Source organism: Clostridium sp., from assembly GCF_036639235.1.
Taxonomy (GTDB): domain Bacteria; phylum Bacillota; class Clostridia; order Clostridiales; family Caloramatoraceae; genus Clostridium_AB.
The window spans coordinates 1-23,889 of the sequence record NZ_JAVWJB010000028.1; the positions used below are offsets into that span (position 1 = coordinate 1).

Here is a 23,889-nt window from a genome sequence, read left to right on the forward strand (position 1 = left end):
TTAAGGGAATTTCATTTGAAGTTTCTAAGGGAGAGATATTTGCTTTACTAGGTACTAATGGTGCAGGAAAAACAACAACTTTAGAGTGTATTGAGGGAATTCGTAGATATAATTCTGGAGAGATTTTAGTAAATGGGAAAATAGGAGTACAGTTACAGTCATCAACACTTCCAGAAGGAATAAGAGGAATAGAGGCTCTAAAGTTATATGCAAAGTGGAATAAAACAGAGGTAGACTTAGATTTTGTAAATAGGTTAGGGGTAAGTGAAATACTAAAAAAAGAATATAAGTTTATGTCTACAGGGCAAAAGAGGAGACTACACTTAGCTTTGGCAATGACAGGAAATCCAGAGATTATATTTCTTGATGAGCCTACTGCAGGACTTGATGTAGAGGGAAGGGTCGCTTTACATGAAGAAATTAGAAGACTTAAATCCATAGGAAAAACAATAATTATGGCTAGCCATGATATGGCAGAGGTTGAAAGTCTATGTGACACTTTAGCGATTTTAAAAGATGGTGAAATAGCTTATTTAGGTAAAGTAAATGAACTTATTAACAACATGAAACGTACCTATAGAATATATATGAAGATAAGTAGGAACTTTGGGAATGATTATTCTAATGACTACATATACAAAGGAGTAGAGAAGGATTACCATGTGTTTGAATGTAGTAAAATACATGAAGGGTTACTTGAAATACTTAGCTTAGCTAAAAGAGAAAATATAGAGGTAGCAGATGTTAAGGTTGAAACTTTAACCCTAGAAGATAGTTTTATGAATATTGCAAGGGGGGAGAAGTAATGGGAGGATTTTTATATGGTATTTTACTTCAGTGGAAACTTGATTTAAGAAACAAGGGAATATTAATAACATACTATATAGTTCCAATAGTATTTTTTATGTTTATGGGGGGAATATTTACATCAATTGATCCTATAGCATATAAAACACTAATTCCATCTATGACTGTTTTTGGCGTTACTATGGGAGCAATTATAGGTTCTCCAAATCCTTTAATAGAGGTTTTTAGAAGTGATATCAAGAAATCCTATAGGGTAGCAGGTATTCCTCTTTGGACAGCAGTAATAAACAATTTTATATCAGGGTTTATTCACCTATTTGTTATGAGTTTAGTTATATTTTTTATGGCACAAATAGCATTTAACGCATCTGTTCCAACTAATATAGGGTTATACTTTATTAGCCTAATTATTTTCTTAGTAGTTAGCTTAGTTATTGGAACAGTTCTTGGATTAGTAGTTAAGAGCCAGTCAAGGTTAACAATGATATCACAGTTTATATTCCTTCCATCAATCATGCTTTCGGGAATAATGTTTCCATCCAATATGCTGCCGGAGATATTACAGATAGTAGGCAATGTATTTCCTGCTACATGGGGATTTGAGTCAATGATAAATTCAAAATTTCAAATGGATGTGTTTATTCCATTAATAATAATTTTTGTTATAGCGGCTTCCATAAGCCTATGGAGATTAAAGGAATTAAGAGCAGATTAGAATTCTTAAAAATATAATTGAAAGTGCTAGTGATTAGTTAAGTTCACTAGCACTTTTTATTGACTTATTATTTTCATCTGATTTCATTTCTTTGTTTAGGAAGTAGGATATTACAGTTCTAATTATTACAATAGCTGCTAGCCTTAAGATATCTTCAATGGAAGGGTTTACAATAGATTCTATAATATCAGCACTTATTAATAGTTCAAGTCCTAATAGAATATAGGAAGCTAAATAGTTTTTAATTGCGGTTATAAGTTTTGCTTTATTAGATTTATTTTTGGTGGTTAATTCTAACTTTAAAAATTTTAAAAAGCTGAGTATAACTCCAAAAGCTAAAATAATAATTGATAGCCCTTGAATAGTAAAAATAAGTATTTCAAGAATATGTTTAATATCCATTTATTCACCTCCGTATAGTTTGTAGTTTATCCATTATTAGGCTTAACTAAACGTTTAACCAATTAGTATATTTGGAGGGATAAAAAAATGGGGAAATATGACGAAAATTGCTAAAGTTTTCTAGAAGCGCTACGATACAGTAATGTAAAACATTACATTATTTTAAAGGAGTTAAAAATATGAGAAATGCAATCAGAAAAGTTTTTGCTATGGTATTAACAGCAGTGCTTGTGTCAACTAGTGTACTACCTGTTTATGCAAATGAAAAGCAAACTAAAGAAGTTGATACTAACATAACAGTTAGTAAAGAAGAAGTAGCAAAAATAGCACAGGAAGCTTATATCTATGGTCTTTCACTTGTAGAAATGGAAAGATCTAAGTATCTAATGACTCATCCTCAATATCAAGGGGATACGGAGTGGGCACCACTTGGGGAGTTCTATCATGTTAGAAATTTTGCAGTACCTGAAACAACAAGACTTAGAGCACCAAATATTGATGTTCTTTACTCAGGTGCATGGGTTGACCTTGAGGAGCAGCCTGTTATTGTTTATGTGCCAGATATGGGAAGTAGGTATTATTCTATTCAGATTAATGATATGTACAGCAACATAGAAGGGTATATAGGGACTAGAACTACTGGTACTAAGGAAGGTTTCTATGCAATAGTAGGTCCTGAATTTAAGGGAGAAATTGATGCTAATGTAGATGGGGTAATCAAGGTTGATACTAACTACACTTGGATTTTCCCAAGAACATTCTGCAAGGATAAGGCTGATTTGCCAGCAGTTCATGCACTTCAAGATAAGTATAATATAGTACCACTTGATGAGTATAAAAAGCACGGTAGAGATGCACTTAAGAAAACATATCCACAGGAAGATGAGGGTATGCAGTTAAGTCAAAATGTATATGGAAAAATAGAGTACTTTGAAGTTTTAAATGATATTTTAGATGAAATAGGTATGCCAAAGGAAGAGGCTGCTTTAATGGCTAAGTTTGATTCAATAGGAATCGGTCCTAATTCAGATTTTGATATAGAAGATCTTTCACCTGAAATGAAGGAAGTTTTTGCGAGTGCCGCTGTTAAAACAGAGCAGTTAATTACATATGTTATGAGTATGCCAACAGCATCTGTTAATGGATGGAGTGGATCTAAGGAAGTAGGTAAGTTTGGTCAAAACTACTTCTTAAGAGCAATGTGCGCAAGAGGTGGTATTGGTGGAAATACTGCTGAAGAAGCATATTATCCATCAACAAAGCAGGATGTTGATAATGTTAGATATAATGGGGCTAATAAGTATACGTTAACATTCCCAGCAGGAAGTATTCCTCCAGTTGATGCATTTTGGTCATTAACTATGTATGATTCAGAAACACATTGCCTTGTAAATAACCCAGTAAACAAATATGCAATTAGAGATGTTGATACAGACCTTAAGTACAATGCAGATGGATCATTAACAATTTATATTCAAAGTGAGCCACCAGTGGGTAATGAAAGTAATTGGTTACCAGCACCTAAGGATAAGCCATTCCATATGATTTTCAGAGCATATATGCCAGGAAAAGCTTGGTTTACAGGTGAGTATACATTACCAGGGGTACAGAGAGTAAAGTAATTTTAACAATTAGCAGCTATAGAGTAAACCTAGGTTTTATACTATAGCTGCTTTGTTAGGGTAATATAGCAAATAGTAAACATACTTATACAATTTACATATGAGAAAAATTTATATACTAAGGTGAAATGAGGAGAAGGTATGGCAAGCGAACATTCAAATAACAAACTAGTATTTAATCTTGCAGCTTCATTAATGATATTAACAGCAATAATTATAATGCTTAAGTATCCAAATCCTATTATAAGAGTAGTAGTTGGTGGAGGGTCGATAGTAGGTATAATGTTAATAGGTATTGCAGTTTATAATGGGAAAATGGAGAAGTCTGCAAAGTATATATTAACAGTTATATATGCTGTTATTTCATTTTATTTTCTACCATGTAATCCAGATATTCAGTATATGGTAATAGTTAACGTGTTTGCAGGTGCTGGAATACTTACATTATATAATGATTATAAGGTATCTACACTTAATATGATTTTAGGAATTTTAATTATTAATTTAGGGTATTTAACATATAAGGATATAGTATTTATAAATGCTAATGCAAGTATAATAATAACTATTAATATATACTTTATTTTAATGTGTAGTTGTCTGATTATTTCTAATAAACTTGGAATGAAACTTACTATTAAGGCTATAACAGCATCAAAAGAGGCTGAGGAAAAAACAGAAAAAGTAGAGGAATTATTACTAAAAATTGATGAAAGCTCACAGTTTATAAGTGATATAAGCTCAACAGTAAAAAATAGTATGCAGGATATAGAAGAGACATCTAAGTATATAACGGATTCGGTTGCATTATTTACAGAGAGAATAATAAGTGAAACAGAGAGCATTGTTGATACTAATAAGTCTATAACAAAAATTGATAGAAATATCAAAGCTGCTTTAAATGATTCTAATGAAATGATGGTATATTCAAATAATGCTAATCAAGCAATTGATGATGGTATAGTAAAATTTGGTGTATTATTTAATAGTATGGATGAAGTGAAAAATGTAGTTTATAATACAAAGGAAGTTATGGACGAGCTTAATAGTCAAATGACTAATGTACACTCTATTGTTCAAACAATAGAAGGAATATCAGATCAAACCAATTTACTTGCATTAAATGCTGCTATTGAGTCAGCTAGAGCAGGTGAGCATGGACGTGGATTTAGCGTTGTAGCTAATAGCATACGATCTCTTGCAACACAATCAAAGGAAGCAACTTCAAACATATCTGATATTATAGTAAAGCTTTATTCAATGATTAACTTAGTTGGTGTAAATGTTGAAGAGGGTAAGAAGAGTGTTCTAGAAAGTGAAGAGGCTAAGGGGAGTGTTGAGCAAATTTTAGAAGAAATGAAAAACACTATAAATAGCACAATAGAAAAAACAAGCCTAGTACAAGAAAGAATAGGTGAGTTAAGTAAACTTTCAAGGGTTATATATAGTAATATGGAAGAAATAACAGATACAACAAGTAATAACTCAGCACTTATACAAGAGATAATGGCAAAAATAGAAGAGGAAACAGCATCTATTAACGAAGTTAGTAAGGATGCTAATGAACTAGATAAGTTAACAGCAAGTTTAGCTGAAATACTCAATTAAGATCGCTTTATAGTTTAAAAGCCTTGAATATGTAGATTTTCTACAGCTTCAAGGCTTATTTTATTTATTATTTAATTTATCAGCAATATATTTATACATATCATGATTTTGGTTATATAATTCATAAAGTTCTTTTTTTCTTTGTAATCTAGTCAGAGCATCACGCTCTGGATTATTAATTACATAATCACTACAAGTAGTAGAGCAGAAATCATTTGTGGTAGAGCTACAGCTTTCACAGCAAATGAATTGGTCATGACAATCATCATTTCTACAGTTAATATATCTATCCGATGGTTCATTACAAATAGAGCATTTAGATATAACCATATCTTCTTCTGTTCTATTTATGGGAACAGAAATCCTATTATCAAATACATAGCATTTACCATCCCAAAGTCTTCCTTTAACTTCTTCATCTTTTCCGTAGGATACAATTCCACCATCAAGATGATAGACTTCTTTAAAGCCTTTATTTAGAAATACACCTGTAAGCTTTTCGCATCTAATTCCACCAGTACAGTAAGATAAAATCTTTTTATCCTTCATATCTCCTAATGTATCGTCAATCCACTTAGGAAATTCTTTAAAGTTATTTACTGTAGGCTTAATTGCACCTCTAAAATGTCCAATTTCATATTCATAGTCATTTCTACCGTCAACAATAATAACATCATCGTTTTGAAGCATTTCGTAAAACTCCTTCGGTTTTAGATAGGTACCTACCTTATCATTAGGGTTAACATCATCTTCAGGTAAAAGAGTTAATATGCTATTTCTATGTCTTACATAAAGCTTATTAAAGCTATGACCAGTGCTTTCATCTATTTTGAAAACAGTATCTTCAAATCCATTAATTGACTTAAGGGCTAACATATACTTTTCAGTATCTTCAATAGTACCAGAACAAGTGCCATTAATACCCTCATGTGCTATTAATATTCTACCTTTAAGGTTTAGATCTTTGCATAGATTAAGATGAGTTTTTGTAAATTCCTCAGGATTATCAATATTTTTAAATTTGTAATAAAGTAAAATTCTATAATTATTATCCATTTCTATCTCCTACTGCATCAGCATAATATACGTTTATTATGCTAATTATAATGAATTGATAGTGAAAAGTAAATGATAAAATATATCAATTAACAATAGTTATCTTGAAAGAGTATTATATTCTATATATTACCAAGGAAATATGATAATATGATAATTAATTATTATTAGCTAGAGAGAGGTCATAAAATGAATAAGGATTTAAAGTTAGGAATTATTTATGCAGCATTATCCTATTTGCTTTGGGGGGTATTACCTTTATATTGGAAGGCAATATCTAACGTGCCTTCATTTGAAATACTAGCCCATAGAATATTTTGGGCATTTATATTTGTAGGGGTTTTAATAATATGTGGTAAGCATATTAAAGAAACTATAGAAGTGATTAAGATAAAAAGGAACATAATAGTTATTTTAATGTCTGCTGCTATGGTAACTATTAACTGGGGACTTTATATATGGTCAGTTAATAGTGGTCATATGGTTGAGGCTAGCCTTGGATATTATATTAATCCTTTAGTAGTCGTATTTTTTGGAGTAGTATTTTTAAAAGAAAAATTATCAATAGGGCAGATAAGTGCACTTATATTAGCATCCTGTGGAGTGTTATTCTTAACATTTCAATATGGTAAATTTCCATGGATATCAGTAAGCCTTGCAGTTACATTTGCATTATATGGACTCCTTAAAAAACTTACTAATGCAGGTGCTATAGTATCACTATTTATTGAAACAGCAATGGTTACCCCACTGGCACTAACTTATATTATATTTGTACAAGCTTCTGGTAAGGGAGCATTAGGAAATATATCTGTATTTCAAACAATGCTTGTTGTAGGGGCTGGAATAGCAACCGCAGCACCATTAATGTTATTTGGACTTGGAGCTAAGAGAATTCCTTTATCAACTCTTGGATTTATACAATATATCTCTCCTACAATGAGTCTATTTTTAGGTGTATTTGTATTTGGAGAAGAATTTACAAGAGCCCACTTAATTAGTTTTGGGTTTATATGGTTATCACTTGTAGTGTATACCCTGTCAGAAACTAAGATATTTAAGGTTAAAAGGCCCATTAATAATATAAAAGATATAAGTTGAGTTGTTTTTAGTTAAAAGATTAGGCTATTAGGTTTAGAAAAGACAGTTAGTTAGGTATAATCGTAATTAATTAGAAAATAAAGGTTATAAGTTGTTTGGAGGAAAAATGAAGGATTTACTTGATGATAATATAGATTTAACTAAAGAGGTTTTAGGGGAAGAAGGTATTTACGGTGCTGAATATTCTAAAATAGAAGAAAGGGATTATTTAGTATCCAACAAGCTTATTACTAATTCTGATAGAGGAAACCTATTAAATGAGCTTAAAAGGTGCTTAAGTGAATGTGATAGGTTTTATTTTAGTGTAGCATTTATTAATTTTAGCGGCCTGCAGCTACTTCTTGATACATTTAAAGAACTAGAAGAAAGAGGGGTTAAGGGTCAGATAATCACATCTACCTATCTTAACTTCACAGAACCTAAGGCACTAGACAGGATCAGAGAGTTTAATAATATAGACCTTAAAATATTTGTAGCTGATAAGGAGAAGGGATTCCATACAAAAGCATATATTTTTGAAGGTGGAAATGAATATAAAATAATTATTGGTTCATCTAATATTACACAAAGGGCATTAAAGAGTAATATAGAGTGGAATGTTAGGGTAATATCTAAAAAGGAAAATAGCTTTGCAAAGGAAATTATAGAAGAATATATTAATCTTTGGAACTGTACAACAGTGGTAGATGATGAGTTTATTGAAAGATATACTGAGTTTTTAGAGACCATTAAAAAGGTTACTGATTCAAGTGCAATAGAACTTAGTGATTATGCATTAATTAAGCCAAATAATATGCAGGTAAGGGCTATGAAAAAGCTACATAGGTTAAGAGAACTTGGTGAGGATAGATCCCTTGTTGTTGCAGCAACAGGTACAGGAAAAACATATATGTCAGCATTTGATGTAATGCAGTTTAATCCGAGTAGGATGTTATTCTTAGTTCACAGGGAAGAGATTTTAAGGTCAGCAGAAAAGACATTTAGAAAGATAGTTAAAAATAAGAATATTACTACAGGTTTTCTTACAGGAACCAGTAAGGATTTAAAGTCAAAGTATCTTTTTTCAACTATTCAGTCTATGAATAATAATATTGATAGGTTTTCCCCAGAGGAGTTTGACTATATTGTTGTTGATGAGGCTCACCACATATCAAGTCCAACATATGAAAGGGTACTTAGTCACTTTAATCCAAAGTTTTTACTTGGAATGACAGCTACTCCAGAAAGATGTGATGGAGCTGATATTTATGAGGTCTTTAATGGTAACATAGCATTAGAAGTTAGGCTTAAGGAGGCTCTTGAGTTAGAGCTTGTTATTCCATTTCACTATTTTGGTATTACAGATATTGATGAAGTTGATTTAAGTGATGTAAATCTTAATAATATAGATGAAATAGTAAAAAGACTTAAGGTTAATCAAAGAGTTGATTTTATTATAGATAAGATGAACTTTTATGGCTTTGATGGAGACAAACGTAAATGCATAGGGTTCTGTGCTAATATAGATCATGCCATGTATATGACGGAAGAGTTTAATAAAAAGGGTATTAATAGTATTTGTTTAACAGGACAAAATACGGCAGATGAGAGAGAAGAAGGAATTAGAAGACTAGAGTGTGATGAAGATAATTTAGAAGTAATATTTACAGTTGATATTTTTAATGAAGGTGTAGATATACCTTCAATTAATTCAGTGCTTATGTTAAGACCAACAAGTTCCCCTATTATATTTATTCAGCAGCTTGGAAGAGGTCTTAGAAAGTATAAGGACAAGTCGTTTTTAACCGTTTTAGACTTTATAGGAAATCATCAAAAAGCATTCCTAATAGCTATAGCCTTAAATGGAGCTAGGTTTTATGATAAGGATAGTCTTAAGGTTGCAGTAGCTACTGAGTTTAGTAATATTCCAGGATGTACTAATATTCAAATGGATAGAATAGCCCAGGAAAGAATTTTAGAACAGCTTAATAGTGAGAACTTTAATGCTATGAAATACCTTAAGGAAGAATATCTTGAGTTTAAGAAAATGAATGGTGGAAGGGTTCCATATTTCTTAACAGATTATACTAAGTATGATGGAGCCCCAGATCCTTTAAGGTTCTTAACTAAGGTTAAAACATATAGTGAGTTTGTTATTAAAATGGAAAATGATGATGTGCTTGAAGATATATTATCAAATCAGGTGTTTTATAAAATTCTTAAGGAGTTAACAGATAAACTACCTTTGAAAAGACCATATGAGTTTAGTATTATTAAGGGTTTACTTAAAAATCAAACTATGTCTATAGGGGATGCTAGATGTGAAATCACAAAGTATATTGATGAAGTAGATGAAGATAGCATTAAGCATTCATTTAATTATTTAAGTGGAAAGTATTATGATTCATCGCAGCTAAAGAATTATGTTAATTGGATAATTTATAATGGAGACGAAGTTTACATACCTGATGAGTATAAGAGTATATTCTGGAAAAAGGAATACAGAAAATTAATTGATGATGTTTTAAATTATGGATTAATAAGGTACGAAAACAACTATAGCAGTGATTATTATGGGGTGCCATATTTTAAGTTATATAGTCAATATCAAATGATAGATGCGGCACTACTTTCAAATTATACAAAGATACATACATCATTTAGAGGAAGTGGACTTATTACAAATGATAAGGAGTATTTTCTGTTTATTGACCTTCATAAGGAAGAGGGCATTAAAGAAAGTATTAATTACAAGGATAAGTTTATAAATAGAGATTTGTTCCAGTGGCAAAGTCCGAATAGTACGTCACAGAATTCAGATAGAGGTCGTAATATAACACATAATAAAGAAAATGGTGTTAATCTTCACTTATTTGTTAGAAAGTATAGGGAAATAGATGGTGTAGTTGAGCCTTATATTTATATAGGTAAAGGAGATACTATAGAATATAGTGGGGAGAAGCCTATAACTGTAAAGTTAAAGTTACACAATATAATGCCTAGTGGATTATACACAGAATTTATTAAACAGGTATAAATCTTTATCTTAGAAGTTTAAAATATATATAATAAAAGGGCTAACTAATTGTTAGCCCTTTTATTATTGTCACAAAAAAATCAGGTATTGTTTATTTTAAAAGCTAATCTATAATATTAGTACAAAGTGAAAATAATATAGATAGAGGTGATTAGATGAATAATATAAATAGAGCTATGTTTGCAGGTGGATGTTTTTGGTGTATGGTTAAGCCGTTTGATATGTATAGAGGAGTTAAAAGTGTTAAGGTAGGTTATTCAGGAGGAGAAGTTAAGAATCCTAGTTATGAAGAGGTTGCGAGCAAGAGAACAGGTCACAGAGAAGTTGTTGAAATTCAATTTGATAATAGTGTAATTTCATATAATGATCTACTTGATATATTTTTCAGGAGTATCGATCCAACAGATAGTGGTGGTCAGTTTAATGATAGAGGTGAAGTTTATAAAACAGCTGTCTATTATTATGATGAGGTTCAAAGGGAAGCTGCACTTAAGTATATAGACTCACTTGGAAAGTCAGGTAAGTTTAATAAGCCTATAGCTGTAGAAGTCTTAAATGCAAAAGAATTTTATTTAGCTGAGGAGGAACATCAGGATTACTATAAGAAGAATCCTCTTCACTATAAGTTATATTATAAGGGATCAGGTCGTAAGGACTATATTGAAAAAACATGGATAATGAATAGTTACAATAAGGAGGAACTTAAGGAAAGATTAACAGATATTCAGTACTATGTTACTCAGGAGAATGGTACTGAACCTCCCTATACAAATGAATACAATAATAATTTTGAAGAGGGTATTTATGTAGATATAGTAAGTGGTAAGCCTTTATTTTTATCATATGATAAGTTTGAATCAGGCTGTGGATGGCCAGCATTTTCAAGGCCTATTAGCGAAAGTAAAATTTACGAAATAAATGATAATTCACATGGAATGGCTAGAATAGAGGTTAGAAGTGCAGATTCTGATAGTCATTTAGGTCATGTATTTCCAGATGGTCCAGTAGATAAGGGGGGACTTAGGTACTGCATAAATTCAGCAGCCATTAGGTTCATACCGAAAAAGGACATGGAAAAGAAAGGCTACGGCAAAATAGAAGATTATATTTAATATAAAGAGCAGGTATATAAATTTTATACCTGCTCTTTTATAAGTTGATTAACTGCTGGAACATCAGCTGGTGCCCAAATAAGTGATTCAAGATTATCCCTTGAAAGCCATATAAGCTTAGAGTGTTCACTTGCTGTTGGGATACCAGATATAAGTGTGCATTTTACTGTAATTAGATTAACAATAAAATTATCATATTCATGTGTATTATCATTAAAGATATTTTCAAATTCTATAGTGCAAGATAGTTCTTCTTGTATTTCTCTTTCTATTGCTTGCTTTATTGTTTCATTAGGCTCTATTTTACCACCAGGAAATTCCCAATAATTAGGTAGAGACATTTTAGGTGATCTTAAAGCGCAAAGAATTTCTTTATTATCATTTTCAATTATTGCTCCAACAACTTTTACTAATTTTTTCATATTAAACACCTCATAATAAGTTTAGCATAAAGTAAATATGAGGTGAACCTATTGAATTATTATTAAAGTTTAAATATTTAGTAATAATTAATAATTAATATAAAAATATGGACTAAAGTTTATTCTTTAATAATATCTAATAATTATAGAATAATTATTAAGGGAGAATTCTTTGGAGGATAAGAAACAAATATATGACGATATTTATAATAATCCTAAGTATAAAAATTTAACTTATAAACAAATGGAAAATGTATATAAAAATGCACTTCTTAATATATATGATGATAATTTAATACCTGTAGATAATATTAAGTCGAAATTTGCATATTCGCCGAAGGAGGCAGTTGATTATGCAATTAGGTTTGCATATGAGTATAATCCAGAGTATCCTCATTATTCAGGATATGGAGGAGATTGTGCAAATTTTATATCCCAAGCTCTTCATGCAGGTGGTAAGCCTATGATAGGATATAATGCATCAAGTATGAAAAATTGGTTTTGTAGAACAAGAAATAAGTGGGCTGTTGATTTAATATCATCTACATGGAGAGGGGCTAGTGCATTTGCATATTACTGGTCTGTTAATGCTAATGCTTACGAGCAGTTTAGTAGTTCATACTTTGAAAATTTAGAAGCTTTTAGAAGTATATATAATTACGGAAGTCGTGGAGATGCTGTTACACTTTATAATAAGGATAGGAAGCCTTATCATACATTAATAATAGTGGACTATGATAAGGGGGACTTAATATGTGCTTCACATTCATATGATTCAAGTGCAAGGTCACTTTTAGCTGCAGCACCTGAAGGAGGAGCAAGAATTTATAGAATGAGTTAAATTTTAGGATGTTATTTGATGTTCAATAACATTCTATATATTTAAATATATAGAAATTTATTATTAAAAAATTTTACTATTTGTTTAATGATTACAAAATGTGCTAAAATATATTAAAAAATACAATAGGATATTATCGTTACAAATTTGAAAAGAGGAAGTTATTATGTATTTAGCAAATAGAAAAATTGAAAAGATAATAGATGGTATATCAAATTTAACTGAAATAGATTGTAATCTAAATATTGAATTAATGAAAGAAATTAATAATATTAAACAGAGAATTGCTATAGGTAAATCAACTATTGAAGAATTAGCAACAATAATATTAAAGGCTGTTATGGGAATTAGTAGTTTAGATTTGGTTCTTCAAAGCAAGGAAGAGAATTTAAATAGGGTAGTTAATAATATTAATAAAACAATATTGAGTATTAAAACTACATCAGAAACTACATTAAGTTCAACTGAGGAGGTTAAACAGGCCTATAATGAGTTAACAGAGGCAATAGTTCGTCTGTCTGATAATGCAAGTGAAATATTACTAGAAACTGAAAAAAGTGATGTTCAGCTAGGTGAAATAAAGTTATTTTCAGAAAAAGCTATAAATCAATCAACTAATATGAAGAATGATATGGGGGAGCTAATTACCCTTATTACTAATATGAAAGATGTTATTAGATCTATTAATGGAATTTCAGATCAGACCAATTTGCTAGCTTTAAATGCTTCAATAGAGGCAAGTAGAGCAGGAGAGAGTGGAAGAGGATTTTCCGTTGTTGCACAGGAAATAAGAAAACTTGCAGAAGAAACTAAAAACTTAACAAGTAATATGGATACTTTTGTTCAGTCTATTGGTGATGCTTCAAATAAAAGTATAGATAGTGTTGAATTAACAGTGGAAGCATTTCAGAAAATAAATGACAGGATATATTTCTTAAATGAAGTTAGCAAAAAAAACAGGGAAAATGTAAATGGTATATCGGAGGATGTAACAACTATAGCAGCATCAAGTGAAGAAATAAGTGCATCACTTGATGAGGTTGTAGAAAATATTGCCCAGTGTGATATGGATATTGATGTTTTAAATAATAGTGCAGAGGTTCTAGATACTACTAGTAGAAGTATAGGACAGGTTATAAAACCTTTAACTGAAATAGAAGGTGAACTTGATAAGGCGGCATCACTAATAGGTAAGGTTGTAAGTGATAAATATTATGCATTAGATAACGATACTTTTATAGCACAAATTAATAATGCAATTACTGCTCATAAGGGGTGGTTATCAAACTTAAATAAGATATTAACTAGTGGAGAACTTTTACCTTTACAGGTAAATGATAAAAAGTGTGCTTTTGGTCATTTCTATCACTCAATTAAGCCTTTCAATAGAGATATTAGGGAAACATGGGATAGTATTGATAGTAAACATGCAAAGTTCCATAACTATGGGAAAGAAGTAATATCTTTAATGTTAGATGATAATAAGGATTTAGCAATTAAGAAGTTTAATGAGGCTGAGAAGTTATCAGGTGAGCTTATTATGGACTTTGAAGATATAATAAAATTAAGTAAGCAGTTATCAGATAAGGGTGTAAGTGTTTTTGAAGTATAGATGTTTATATTTTTGTGATTTGATGATACTATATTTATTACTATTGAGATTTTAATTGGTAAATAGTAATTTATAAAGATTAGGATGTGGAATAATGAACTTACACTTTAAATCTATTGATAAAAATAATTTAAGTGAAGTTTTAAGTCTTAAAATTAGAAGTGATCAAGAAGGCTTTATTGAAAGTGTAGATGAATGTATAGAAGAGGCAAGAAGTGCTTCAAACTGGAGAACTCTAGCTATTTATAGTGGAAGTGAAGTTGTAGGATTTACAATGTATGGGTATTTTGAAAATGAGGGATATTATGGCAGAGTTTGGCTAGATAGAATACTCATAGACTATAGGTATCAAGGTAAGGGATATGGTAAGAAATCAGTAGTTTATTTAATAAAAAGATTGTTTGACGAGTATAATTGTAATGAGATTTATTTAAGTGTGTACGATTATAATAAGTTTGCAATTAGATTATACGAATCCATAGGATTTAAATTTAACGGAGAAGTAGATTCTAAGGGAGAAAAAGTAATGGTTATTAAAAGGGGGATGTAATGAAAAGAATATTATCTATGGTAATTCCTAGCTTGATTGTTCTTGGACTAATACTTATTGATAGTACATATCCACAGAGTAAGTATATAATTTTAGGAATATATTTCATTTTTCCATTAGCATTTATAGTTCAAGGAAGATTACTTTATAATTCATTGTTAGATATGTTAATTGGAAGTGGACTATTAGTTATTTCAATTTGGGCCCCTATATTAGTTTTCTATAATATTAGAAGTATTATAATACCTTTAATAGTATACCTTGTATTAGGATTTCTATCTGTTGGTATAACAAGATTTGTTAAGAGTAAAAATAAACATATTTAATATATTAGAGCTAGAGAAAATTCTCTAGCTTTTGTTTATTTGTAACAAAGAGTACAAAAAACATTTTTTTCTTATTAAGAGATTGAATGCACATGCGATAAGTAAAGTGAATAATATGTTTTAGGCAAAACTAGGGAAATCTAGTGACGCAAAGCTATAGGGACTAAGGCGTTAAGCTATGTCAGCCAGTTGCCAAAGGGTACAACACTCTTTGCTAAGGTGAATGTACTTCTGCGGTTAATAACCAATAGGAGGTAAAAAAATGAAAAAAGCAATTTCAACTTTAGCTATCGCAGCTATTTTAAGCGGTAGTGTAATTACACCTGCCTTTGCTGAAACGGTGCAAAGTCTAAAGGGTGTAAATCTATTATCAACACAGGAGGCGGTATCAGATATTAAGTCTCAGGTGTTCGATCTTTATAGTCATGAAAATTATTTAGACTATAGTACAAAATTTGAAGTAAAGCCAATTAGTTATGTTAATAATGGTGGTCAATATGCTTCAAGCAGTTTAAATAAGGCATTTGACAACATTTTAAGTACCCACTGGGAAACAGGTAAGCCTAATTCATCTGTTTTTAAGAATACTGTTACAGTAGCATTTGATAAAATAGAGTCAATTAATAGACTTGTTTATGCTGTTAGACAGGATAATGGGTATAAGGGATATCCTCGAGAAATGAAAATTTATTCATCACTTACAGATTCAGGAGAAGATTTTAAGCTTGTTGCACAGGGAAATAGTTCAACTGAAAAATCACTAATAGAGTTTAAGTTTAATTCAAGTGATTTTAAGAGACTTAGAATTGAGTTTGTAGATCCACATGACGGATGGGCAAGTGCTGCCGAACTGAAATTCTTTAAGCAAGATAAGGTTGTAGATGAAATTGATTCAATGTTTACTGATAGAACCTATTCATCACTTAAATCCCAGTTTAATTCCTTAGATAAAATAACTCAAATGGAACAGGAACTTGTGAATCATCCAATTAAGGATAAATACCTTAAAAGATTAGAAATAGCAAAGAAGATTATTAGAAATGAAATGGATACTGATGGAAGAATAATTAAACCACGTAGGGTGGGAGATATTAAGAGTCATTCAGGAAATAATCTTAAGTTTGGACTTGGGATGAACTTTCAATCAACAGGAATTTATGCACTGCCAGGTGATGTAGTAACTTTATACGTTGAAGCAGGGGATTCAGGCCCTATGCCACAGGTTTCATTCTCACAAAATGAGGGAACATGGAAGGGGTGGCAGAAAACCATTGGATTAAAGCCAGGGATTAACGAGTTTGTAGTACCTGACTTCCCATATGGAAGTAATTACCCAACGAATCCTAAAAAGGGAGGGGCAATTTATATTGTTAATCAGTATGATGAACTTCAGCAGCCTGTTGCTCCAGTTATAAGAATAGAGGGAGGCAATAAGTTCCCATTATTTAATGAGGGGGAAGACCCTTTGGCATTTAGACAAGAGCTTATAGATTATAAGGTTAAGCTTGATCAAGATAATGCAGCAGGGACTAACAAGGTACTAGATATTGCCGAATTAAATTCAGATAGAATGATGCTTGCATGTACTACAACAGGTGCATATGAGGCATATGTTACAAAGAATCTTGATCCAAATAATGCAGCTAAGTTTTGGGATGATACTCTTGAGAAGTTATTTGGGATATATAATTTAGATAGAAGTAAGTTAATTCATGATCCTAAGTTTACTAAGGAGCAGATTAGATTTATGCAGCCTTATGGTGCAATGTATGCAGCGGGAGATCATGTAGGTGTACAAAAAAATGTAATGGTATTGATTCATGATCCTGAGGGAATTAAGAAGAGCTCATGGGGCTTTATTCATGAGCTTGGTCATAGAATGGATATGGGTTCTAGAACTTGGGGTGAAGTAACTAATAATATGGTATCACTTATTATGTCTTACCATTATGGAAACCCAAATGACAGGGTGAAATATGAAACTGGTGTATATCCACAGGTTGCACCAGATATTAGGACAAAAACATTTGATGAAGTTGGTCTTTTTGATAGATTAGGTATGTTCTGGCAGCTACAGGTTTATGATAATAATTACTGGGGTAAAATTAATGCACTTTATAGAGAAAAGTATCCAGCAATAGCAAATGAACAGCAAAAGAGGGATATATTTATAGAGTACTCATCAGAAGTTATGAATTTAAACCTAGGAGAATACTTTAAAAGACACGGATTTGAAGCATCTAGAGAAACACTTGATAAGATAAGTAAGTATCCAGTGCCTAGTAAGAAACTTTGGTATCTAAGAGGTGCAGCACTGCAGTATACTGGAACTGGTTTTACAGCAAATGTTAAGCCAGAAATTAATTCTATTGTAGGCAATGCTACTAATAGAACAAATACACTGAGCTTTAATATAAATACTGAGGATGATAAAAATATTCTTGGATATGAAGTGTATAGAGATGGTAAAGTTATTGGATTTACAGGTGGTAATAGCTTTGTAGATAGCAATGTTGATATAAATATTAATAATAAGTACGAAGTTATTGCATATGATATGAAGTTAAATGCTTCACCTAAAGTAGAGTATAACTCACAGCAACCGGTATTAAAGGCTGATTCAAGTATTATACTAGAAAAAAATCAAAGTTTTAATCCACTAAGTTATGTTACAGGATTAACACATACAGGTGAAAATATTACAGGTTCAGTTATAGTTAAAAGTAATACGGTAAATACAGCTATACCTGGAAGTTATCAGGTTATATATGAATTAACTAATGCTGGGCTAACATCTACTAAAATTGTAGAGGTGCAGGTTGCAGCAGGACATGAATATATTACAAATCTACCTTATACTAAGGTTGTATCAGGATGGGGTGGAATTCAAAATGATAAATCACCAAGCTTAAAGCCAATATCATTATTAGTTAATGGAGTAGAAAAAACCTTCACAAAGGGACTTGGAGCACATGCAAACTCAGAAATTAAGTATGATCTTACAGGAAATTCATATGATTATTTTACAGTTAGAGTAGGTATTGATGGTGCAATGAGAAGTGGTACAAGAGCAAGTGCTAAGTATAAAATAGTATTAGATGGAACAGTAGTATATGAATCAAAACAATTTACTTGTAAGGATGATTCAGAGCTTATTAAGATTCCACTAAACAGAGCAAAAGAAATTAGGTTAATAACAGATATGGCTAATGGAAATGATGCACAGGACCATACAGTATGGGCAGATGCTAAATTTGTAACACTAAAATAAATATGTATTGTTATGTAAAACACATTGATTATTTCAATGTGTTTTTCTCTATTTAAAGAGGTGCTAGGTTAGGGTTGTTTTGATAACTTAAGTATCTACCCTACTTAAATTATAGTAATATGTTATTATAATATTAAAAAATAGAAAAATTGATACTATTAAATAAAAGTATGTTTATAAATAGGGTAGAAATTATATAAAAGTAAAGGAGGAATACATATGTTAAATAAGTTAACTGATCGTGTCTATTATATGGATTATGTTTCAAATGGAGACAGACCTGTTTTAGGGCTTGTTGTAGGTGATGATTATTCACTTGTAATAGATGGAGGTAATTCAAGGGAACATGCAAATGAACTTTTAAAATATACAGCAAAGCTAGATATTCCACCAATAAAATATCTTTTATTAACCCATTGGCATTGGGATCATGTGTTTGGAGTAACAACTATTGGTGCAATAAATATTGTACATGAGAAAACAGATGATAAGCTTAAGTGGATGAAAACGTTAAAGTGGACTGATAAGGCTATTCACGAAAGGGTATTACTTGGAGAAGAAATAAAGTTTTGTGAAGATCATATGAAAATTGAACATCCAGATAATAATCGTAATATAGAAATACCAGTAAGTGATATAGTTTTTGACAGTAAGGTATCTATTGATATTGGAGGAGTTATAGTTAGTGCTGAGCATATAGAATGCGACCATTCAGAAGATTGTGTAATAGTTAATGTTGAAGGAGAGAAGGTTGTTTTTATAGGGGATGCTATGTATAACGATATGTATAATGGAAACTATAGTTATACAAGAGAAAAGCTTTACTGGCTAATAGATGCCCTAATAGATATTGATGCAGATTATTATATACCATCACACCATGATATGTACACACATGAAGGCTTTAAAGAGTTTAGTAATTATATTAAAGAAGTTGGAGATGTTGTTGGTAGTACTATATCAAAGAAGGAAGGTATAGCAAGGTACGAAAATCTTAAGGAAAGAAGTGCAACTGAAAGTGAAGTTAATGATATTGTTGCATTTATAGAAGGAAATAAAAAGTTAATACTTGATAATAATTAGACCTGCTTTTGTAGGTCTTTTATTATCTACGGATAGTTTATTGAATGTATAGTGTATATGATATAAATTATTACTAAGAGGTGAGGTAAGTGGATAGTTCTAATGTAGGAAGGCTTATTTATAAGCTTAGAAAAGAAAAAAATATGACTCAGAAAAATTTAGCAGATTTAATGAATATAAGTGATAAAACTATTAGTAAGTGGGAAAGAGGGCTTGGATGTCCAGACATTACTTTATTACCTGACTTATCTAAAATATTAGGTATTAGGATAGAAAGTATATTAAATGGGATAGATGAGACTAATAGGGGAAGTGTAGATAATATGAGAAAGATAAAGTTTTATGTATGTAAAAAATGTGGTAATATTATAACTTCAACATCGGATTTAGTTCTTGAATGTTGTAGTAGAAAGCTTAAAGTATTAGAGCCTAAAAAAGAAGAGGATGATCATGTTTTAAATATAGAGCCAGTGGAAGATGAGATGTTTATTACTACAAAGCACCAGATGGTTAAAGAGCATTATATAGGATTTGTTGCCTACGTAAAAGGAGATTCCTGTTTTTTAATTAAGCAATATCCTGAGTGGAATTTAAGTGTACGAATAAGGAAGCAGGGAAGAGGAAGACTGTATTATTACTGTGTAAATCACGGACTGTTTTATAAGAATATTTAAGGTGTATTAATAATATAATAGTTATATGATATAATGATAAAAACCCACATATTTATGTGGTAGAGGTTCGTGACCATCCCTCTATAAAAAACTAGGGAAAAAGACTTATTGTCCTACTAGCCTTAGTAGGACTTTTTTGTGTACATTAGGTCTATTAAGTAGGCTTGTTTGCTATGCAAATTTAAGTAATGTCCTGGGATGTTCCTAGGGCATTTTTTCTTTGCCTAGAAGTCAAATAATTTAGGAAAGAGGAAGAAAATGAATTATACAAAAACAAAACAATTAATTATTATGGGGCTTTCAGTATCGATTAATTTACTAGGGTGCACCATAGCTTTGGTTTTAAAGCTACCAATTTATCTTGACTCTATAGGAACAATACTTTCATCAGTAATTCTTGGTCCTATATATGGAGCATTTGTAGGAGTTGGAACTGCAATAGTCAATGGAATTACATTTGATCCTATATCAATTTACTTTATGCCTTCACAAATTGTAACTGCATTGGTAGTAGGATTTTTATTTAAAAATAAGGTTTTAGATAGGAAGCAAGTTGTTTTTAGGGTAATAATTGTAGGGTTAGCTACGTCACTTGCAGCAGGTACTGTGGTTTATATTCTATTTGGGGGAGTAACATCATCAGGGTCTAGTATAATAGTAGCTATGCTTAAAGGATTAAATATAAATCCTATTTTATCGGTATATGCTGTGCAGGCAGTAACAGAAGTTATAGATAAGAGTATAGGGTGTTACTTAGTGTTTAAAGTTGTTAAAAGCCTTAAGTTAAAATATATTGGAGAAGAAAGTACAAGTGAAGTATCGTAGAAATAGGAGATGAAATGGATAGATATAACGTTATAAAAGATAAAAATCCAAGGGAGATTGTTCTTATTAAGTCAATGCCATGTATTTGGGGTAAGTGTAGATTTTGTGATTATATAGAGGATAACTCTAGTAATTTAGACGAGGTTAACAAATTAAATAAAAGTGTTATAGATAATATAACAGGAGAAATAGGAGTTTTAGAGGTTATTAATTCGGGAAGCTGTTTTGAAATACCAAGGGAAAGTTTAGAATATATTCGAGAAATAGTAAGAGAAAAGAGTATTAAGAAAATATTTTTAGAGTCACATTGGTGCTATAAAAGTAAGCTTCAAGAAATGAGAGACTTTTTTGGTGTAGAGGTTGTATATAAAATTGGAGTTGAAAGCTTTAATAATGAGTTTCGTAATGTCTATCTTAATAAAAATGCAAGGTTTAATAGTTATAGTGATATTGAAAAGGATTTTAGGTCAGTATGTTTGATGGTAGGAATTAAGGGACAAACAAAGGAAATGATCAAAAGTGATATAAATATTGTTATGGAGCATTTTGATTATGGAACCATAAACATTTTTACAGAGAACTCAACAGATGTTGAAAGGGACGAAGAGTTAATTAGATGGTTTGAAAAAGAGTATAAATATTTAGAAAAAGTAGAGAAAATTGAAGTTTTATTTGAAAATACAGATTTTGGAGTAGGAGATTAATCTTCACATAAAAAACACAAGTTTTATGTATACTAACAATATGATTACATAAAGGCTAGGTGATATATATGTGTACAGCAATTACATTACAAACAACTAATAATAAGTGCTTATTTGGTAGGAATATGGACCTTGAGGGTAGCTTTTATCAAGCACCACACCTAACTCCTAGAAATTTTAAATATAATAATGTTGTAACAGGACAGGAAGAATCAACAAAGTATGCAATACTTGGAATGGGAACTTTAATAGATTCTCACCCTATGTATGCAGATGCTGTCAATGAAAAAGGACTTGCGTGTGCAGGATTAAACTTTCCTGATTTTGCATGCTATGAGGAAGAATGTTATGACGGTATGGTTAATTTAGGTCCCCACGACTTTATACTGTGGATTTTAGGTAACTTTGAAAGTGTTGATTCATTATTAGATAATATTGATAATGTTAACATAGTAAATAAGCCATTTAAGGAAGGTATGTATATAGCAGCACTTCACTGGATGGTTACAGATAAAACAGGAAAGTCAGTGGTTCTTGAAAAAACTTTTGATGGATTAAATATTTATGATAGTAGCTGTATAGGGGTTTTAACCAATACTCCAAGTTATGATTATCATTTAACAAATATTAATCAATATATAGGCTTAAGCCCTAATCAGCCAAAAGAATCAGTATGGTGTAGTAAGGAAATTAAGCCTCTTGCAGTAGGACTTGGTGCAGTTGGGCTTCCAGGAGATTTATCATCTGTATCAAGATTTATTAAGTCATCATACTTAAAGGCTAATATAGGTAGTATTAGCGACATAAATCAGGGAATAAACGAGTTTTATCATATTCTGTCAGGGGTATCTATGATAGGAAGCAGTGTATTAAACAATAAGGGTATAGATGAAAAAACTATATATACTTCATGTATGGACCTTGAAAATATAGTATACTATTACAAAACATATAGTGGTAACAATATTAATGCAGTAGATATGACAAAAGAGAATTTAGATAGAGATGATATTAAAGTATTTGAGTATATAGACTCGCTTGAAATTAACTACCAAAATTAGTATAATTTTAGGTCATATGTTGAATAATTATAAGTAAAACCAATAGAAATATATTTTCTATTGGTTTTTTCTATAAATATTGATTAGGTGTTATATACAATGTAAGATTTTGTAGAATATACAAAATTACATTGTTTTGGAGGTAAAATATGAGAAAGATAGGCAAGGGGTTAATAGCTAGATTAATGCTAGTTGTAGTGATACTTTCAATTACCATTTCAGTTGTATCATGTTCAAATAATGGTGCTACAGAAAATAGTAATGAAGAAAGTAAAGAAAGTACAGTTAACATCCATATGTGGGGGGGAAGCGACTCTATTAATAATTATATTGATAAGTGGGTAGCACCGAAACTTAAGGATGAGAAAAACATAATATTAAAAAGAGTTCCAATTACTGATCCGAAGGATGTTATTAATAAGCTTATTGTAGAAAAGAAAGAAAATAAGCAAAGTGGTAGCGTTGATATTATTTGGATGAATGGTGAAAACTTTAAAATGGCTAAGGAAAGTGAAGTGCTTTATGGTCCATTTACAAGTGAACTTGAAAGTTTTAATAAATACGTTAATTCAGAGTCAAATGATATAAAGTATGATTTTGGGGAAGAAACTAATGGGCTTGAGGCCCCATGGGGGAAAGTACAATTTGTTTACATATACGATTCAAACAAAATAAAGAATCCACCAAAGTCATTTAGTGAATTAAAGGAGTTTGTAAAGGCTAATCCAGGAAAAGTAACTTATCCTGTAGCAACAGATTTTACAGGAAGTGCTTTTGTAAGACAGGCATTTTACGAAACAACTGGGGGATATGAGAAGTATTTAGGCAAGATGGATGAAAAGACTCTAAGTGAGTCAGCAAGGCCTTTATGGTCATACCTAAATGAAATTAAGCCTTACTTATGGGAAAAGGGCACTACATATCCAGAAAGCTTAACTAAACTTGATCAACTATATGCTAGTGGTGAAGTTTGGATGACAATGGGCTATGATGAAGCTAGGGCAGAAAACGAAATTAAAAAGGGTGTTTTCCCTAAATCAACAAAAACTATGGTGTTTGAAACAGGTACACTTGCTAATAC

The 23,889-nt window shown here is 31.0% G+C and carries 21 protein-coding genes and 2 riboswitches; of the genes, 18 read left to right on the forward strand and 3 right to left on the reverse strand.

The window, feature by feature from the left end; all coding sequences use genetic code 11:
- Positions 1–806: ABC transporter ATP-binding protein (locus tag RR539_RS07545; protein WP_332500299.1), on the forward strand; the 806-nt coding region annotated here is incomplete at its 5' end.
- On the forward strand, positions 806–1,522 hold the full coding sequence (locus RR539_RS07550; RefSeq protein WP_332474586.1) for an ABC transporter permease: 717 nt from the start codon (positions 806–808) through the stop codon (positions 1,520–1,522). The genes RR539_RS07545 and RR539_RS07550, both read left to right, overlap by 1 nt.
- 33 nt (positions 1,523–1,555) lie before the next feature.
- On the opposite strand, the gene RR539_RS07555 is transcribed toward RR539_RS07550, so the two are convergent.
- Complete coding sequence (locus RR539_RS07555) at positions 1,556–1,924, reverse strand: DUF1622 domain-containing protein (protein WP_332500300.1); 369 nt, start codon at positions 1,922–1,924, stop codon at positions 1,556–1,558.
- 179 nt (positions 1,925–2,103) lie between these two features.
- On the opposite strand from RR539_RS07555, the gene RR539_RS07560 reads away from it, so the two are divergent.
- Together RR539_RS07560 and RR539_RS07565 are read left to right on the forward strand one after the other, a co-directional pair.
- Positions 2,104–3,546, forward strand: coding sequence for a DUF1254 domain-containing protein (locus RR539_RS07560; protein WP_332500301.1), 1,443 nt, complete (start codon positions 2,104–2,106; stop codon positions 3,544–3,546).
- Positions 3,547–3,687: 141 nt separating this feature from the next.
- The gene (locus RR539_RS07565) at positions 3,688–5,154 is read left to right on the forward strand and encodes a methyl-accepting chemotaxis protein (protein ID WP_332500302.1); all 1,467 of its coding nucleotides are present in this window, start codon (positions 3,688–3,690) and stop codon (positions 5,152–5,154) included.
- A 60-nt stretch (positions 5,155–5,214) separates the two neighbouring features.
- On the opposite strand, the gene trhO is transcribed toward RR539_RS07565, so the two are convergent.
- Positions 5,215–6,210, reverse strand: coding sequence for an oxygen-dependent tRNA uridine(34) hydroxylase TrhO (trhO, locus tag RR539_RS07570; protein ID WP_332500303.1), 996 nt, complete (start codon positions 6,208–6,210; stop codon positions 5,215–5,217).
- A 189-nt stretch (positions 6,211–6,399) separates the two neighbouring features.
- Between trhO and rarD the strand changes: the two genes are divergently transcribed.
- The 3 genes from rarD to msrB all read left to right on the forward strand — a co-directional run bounded on the left by rarD (position 6,400) and on the right by msrB (position 11,439).
- Positions 6,400–7,311, forward strand: a complete 912-nt coding sequence (rarD, locus tag RR539_RS07575) for an EamA family transporter RarD (protein WP_332500304.1) — start codon at positions 6,400–6,402, stop codon at positions 7,309–7,311.
- A gap of 106 nt (positions 7,312–7,417) precedes the next feature.
- A complete protein-coding gene (locus tag RR539_RS07580) occupies positions 7,418–10,327 on the forward strand; it encodes a DEAD/DEAH box helicase (RefSeq protein ID WP_332500305.1) in 2,910 nt (969 codons plus the stop codon).
- 155 nt (positions 10,328–10,482) lie between these two features.
- Positions 10,483–11,439, forward strand: a complete 957-nt coding sequence (gene msrB, locus RR539_RS07585) for a peptide-methionine (R)-S-oxide reductase MsrB (protein ID WP_332474258.1) — start codon at positions 10,483–10,485, stop codon at positions 11,437–11,439.
- A 23-nt stretch (positions 11,440–11,462) separates the two neighbouring features.
- On the opposite strand, the gene RR539_RS07590 is transcribed toward msrB, so the two are convergent.
- Positions 11,463–11,861: a (deoxy)nucleoside triphosphate pyrophosphohydrolase gene (locus RR539_RS07590; protein WP_332474257.1), complete on the reverse strand. Its 399-nt coding sequence runs from the start codon at positions 11,859–11,861 to the stop codon at positions 11,463–11,465.
- Positions 11,862–12,033: 172 nt separating this feature from the next.
- On the opposite strand from RR539_RS07590, the gene RR539_RS07595 reads away from it, so the two are divergent.
- The 11 genes from RR539_RS07595 to RR539_RS07645 all read left to right on the forward strand — a co-directional run.
- Positions 12,034–12,702 carry an amidase domain-containing protein gene (locus RR539_RS07595; RefSeq protein ID WP_332474256.1) on the forward strand — a complete coding sequence of 223 codons (669 nt, stop codon included), beginning with the start codon at positions 12,034–12,036 and terminating at the stop codon, positions 12,700–12,702.
- A gap of 166 nt (positions 12,703–12,868) precedes the next feature.
- On the forward strand, positions 12,869–14,314 hold the full coding sequence (locus tag RR539_RS07600; RefSeq protein WP_332474255.1) for a methyl-accepting chemotaxis protein: 1,446 nt from the start codon (positions 12,869–12,871) through the stop codon (positions 14,312–14,314).
- Positions 14,315–14,408: 94 nt separating this feature from the next.
- Positions 14,409–14,864, forward strand: a complete 456-nt coding sequence (locus tag RR539_RS07605; protein WP_332474254.1) for a GNAT family N-acetyltransferase — start codon at positions 14,409–14,411, stop codon at positions 14,862–14,864.
- Positions 14,864–15,190 (forward strand): hypothetical protein, encoded by a 327-nt coding sequence (locus tag RR539_RS07610; protein ID WP_332474253.1) that lies wholly within the window; start codon positions 14,864–14,866, stop codon positions 15,188–15,190. The genes RR539_RS07605 and RR539_RS07610 overlap by 1 nt, the downstream gene beginning before the upstream one ends.
- 113 nt (positions 15,191–15,303) lie before the next feature.
- A riboswitch (cyclic di-GMP riboswitch) is annotated at positions 15,304–15,387 on the forward strand.
- A gap of 65 nt (positions 15,388–15,452) precedes the next feature.
- Positions 15,453–18,461 carry an NPCBM/NEW2 domain-containing protein gene (locus tag RR539_RS07615; protein ID WP_332474252.1) on the forward strand — a complete coding sequence of 1,003 codons (3,009 nt, stop codon included), beginning with the start codon at positions 15,453–15,455 and terminating at the stop codon, positions 18,459–18,461.
- Between the two features lie 219 nt (positions 18,462–18,680).
- Positions 18,681–19,544 carry an MBL fold metallo-hydrolase gene (locus tag RR539_RS07620; protein WP_332474251.1) on the forward strand — a complete coding sequence of 288 codons (864 nt, stop codon included), beginning with the start codon at positions 18,681–18,683 and terminating at the stop codon, positions 19,542–19,544.
- An 89-nt stretch (positions 19,545–19,633) separates the two neighbouring features.
- Positions 19,634–20,218 carry a helix-turn-helix domain-containing protein gene (locus RR539_RS07625; protein ID WP_332474250.1) on the forward strand — a complete coding sequence of 195 codons (585 nt, stop codon included), beginning with the start codon at positions 19,634–19,636 and terminating at the stop codon, positions 20,216–20,218.
- 56 nt (positions 20,219–20,274) lie between these two features.
- A riboswitch (PreQ1 riboswitch) is annotated at positions 20,275–20,319 on the forward strand.
- Between the two features lie 157 nt (positions 20,320–20,476).
- Positions 20,477–21,043, forward strand: coding sequence for an ECF transporter S component (locus tag RR539_RS07630; protein WP_332483692.1), 567 nt, complete (start codon positions 20,477–20,479; stop codon positions 21,041–21,043).
- A 14-nt stretch (positions 21,044–21,057) separates the two neighbouring features.
- On the forward strand, positions 21,058–21,747 hold the full coding sequence (locus RR539_RS07635) for a radical SAM protein (protein WP_332483691.1): 690 nt from the start codon (positions 21,058–21,060) through the stop codon (positions 21,745–21,747).
- A 68-nt stretch (positions 21,748–21,815) separates the two neighbouring features.
- Entirely contained in the window at positions 21,816–22,808 is a 993-nt protein-coding gene (gene bsh, locus RR539_RS07640; RefSeq protein ID WP_332474247.1) for a choloylglycine hydrolase, read from the forward strand.
- Between the two features lie 149 nt (positions 22,809–22,957).
- Positions 22,958–23,889 (forward strand): ABC transporter substrate-binding protein (locus RR539_RS07645; RefSeq protein WP_332474246.1); only part of this gene is annotated, 932 nt, incomplete at its 3' end.

What these genes read in the sequence shown, in the direction of transcription:
- RR539_RS07550 (WP_332474586.1), top strand. Translation starts at nt 806, where the DNA reads ATGGGAGGATTTTTATATGGTATTTTACTTCAGTGGAAACTTGATTTA.
- RR539_RS07555 (WP_332500300.1), bottom strand. Translation starts at nt 1,924, where the DNA reads ATGGATATTAAACATATTCTTGAAATACTTATTTTTACTATTCAAGGG.
- RR539_RS07560 (WP_332500301.1), top strand. Translation starts at nt 2,104, where the DNA reads ATGAGAAATGCAATCAGAAAAGTTTTTGCTATGGTATTAACAGCAGTG.
- RR539_RS07565 (WP_332500302.1), top strand. Translation starts at nt 3,688, where the DNA reads ATGGCAAGCGAACATTCAAATAACAAACTAGTATTTAATCTTGCAGCT.
- trhO (WP_332500303.1), bottom strand. Translation starts at nt 6,210, where the DNA reads ATGGATAATAATTATAGAATTTTACTTTATTACAAATTTAAAAATATT.
- rarD (WP_332500304.1), top strand. Translation starts at nt 6,400, where the DNA reads ATGAATAAGGATTTAAAGTTAGGAATTATTTATGCAGCATTATCCTAT.
- RR539_RS07580 (WP_332500305.1), top strand. Translation starts at nt 7,418, where the DNA reads ATGAAGGATTTACTTGATGATAATATAGATTTAACTAAAGAGGTTTTA.
- msrB (WP_332474258.1), top strand. Translation starts at nt 10,483, where the DNA reads ATGAATAATATAAATAGAGCTATGTTTGCAGGTGGATGTTTTTGGTGT.
- RR539_RS07590 (WP_332474257.1), bottom strand. Translation starts at nt 11,861, where the DNA reads ATGAAAAAATTAGTAAAAGTTGTTGGAGCAATAATTGAAAATGATAAT.
- RR539_RS07600 (WP_332474255.1), top strand. Translation starts at nt 12,869, where the DNA reads ATGTATTTAGCAAATAGAAAAATTGAAAAGATAATAGATGGTATATCA.
- RR539_RS07605 (WP_332474254.1), top strand. Translation starts at nt 14,409, where the DNA reads ATGAACTTACACTTTAAATCTATTGATAAAAATAATTTAAGTGAAGTT.
- RR539_RS07610 (WP_332474253.1), top strand. Translation starts at nt 14,864, where the DNA reads ATGAAAAGAATATTATCTATGGTAATTCCTAGCTTGATTGTTCTTGGA.
- RR539_RS07615 (WP_332474252.1), top strand. Translation starts at nt 15,453, where the DNA reads ATGAAAAAAGCAATTTCAACTTTAGCTATCGCAGCTATTTTAAGCGGT.
- RR539_RS07620 (WP_332474251.1), top strand. Translation starts at nt 18,681, where the DNA reads ATGTTAAATAAGTTAACTGATCGTGTCTATTATATGGATTATGTTTCA.
- RR539_RS07630 (WP_332483692.1), top strand. Translation starts at nt 20,477, where the DNA reads ATGAATTATACAAAAACAAAACAATTAATTATTATGGGGCTTTCAGTA.
- RR539_RS07635 (WP_332483691.1), top strand. Translation starts at nt 21,058, where the DNA reads ATGGATAGATATAACGTTATAAAAGATAAAAATCCAAGGGAGATTGTT.
- bsh (WP_332474247.1), top strand. Translation starts at nt 21,816, where the DNA reads ATGTGTACAGCAATTACATTACAAACAACTAATAATAAGTGCTTATTT.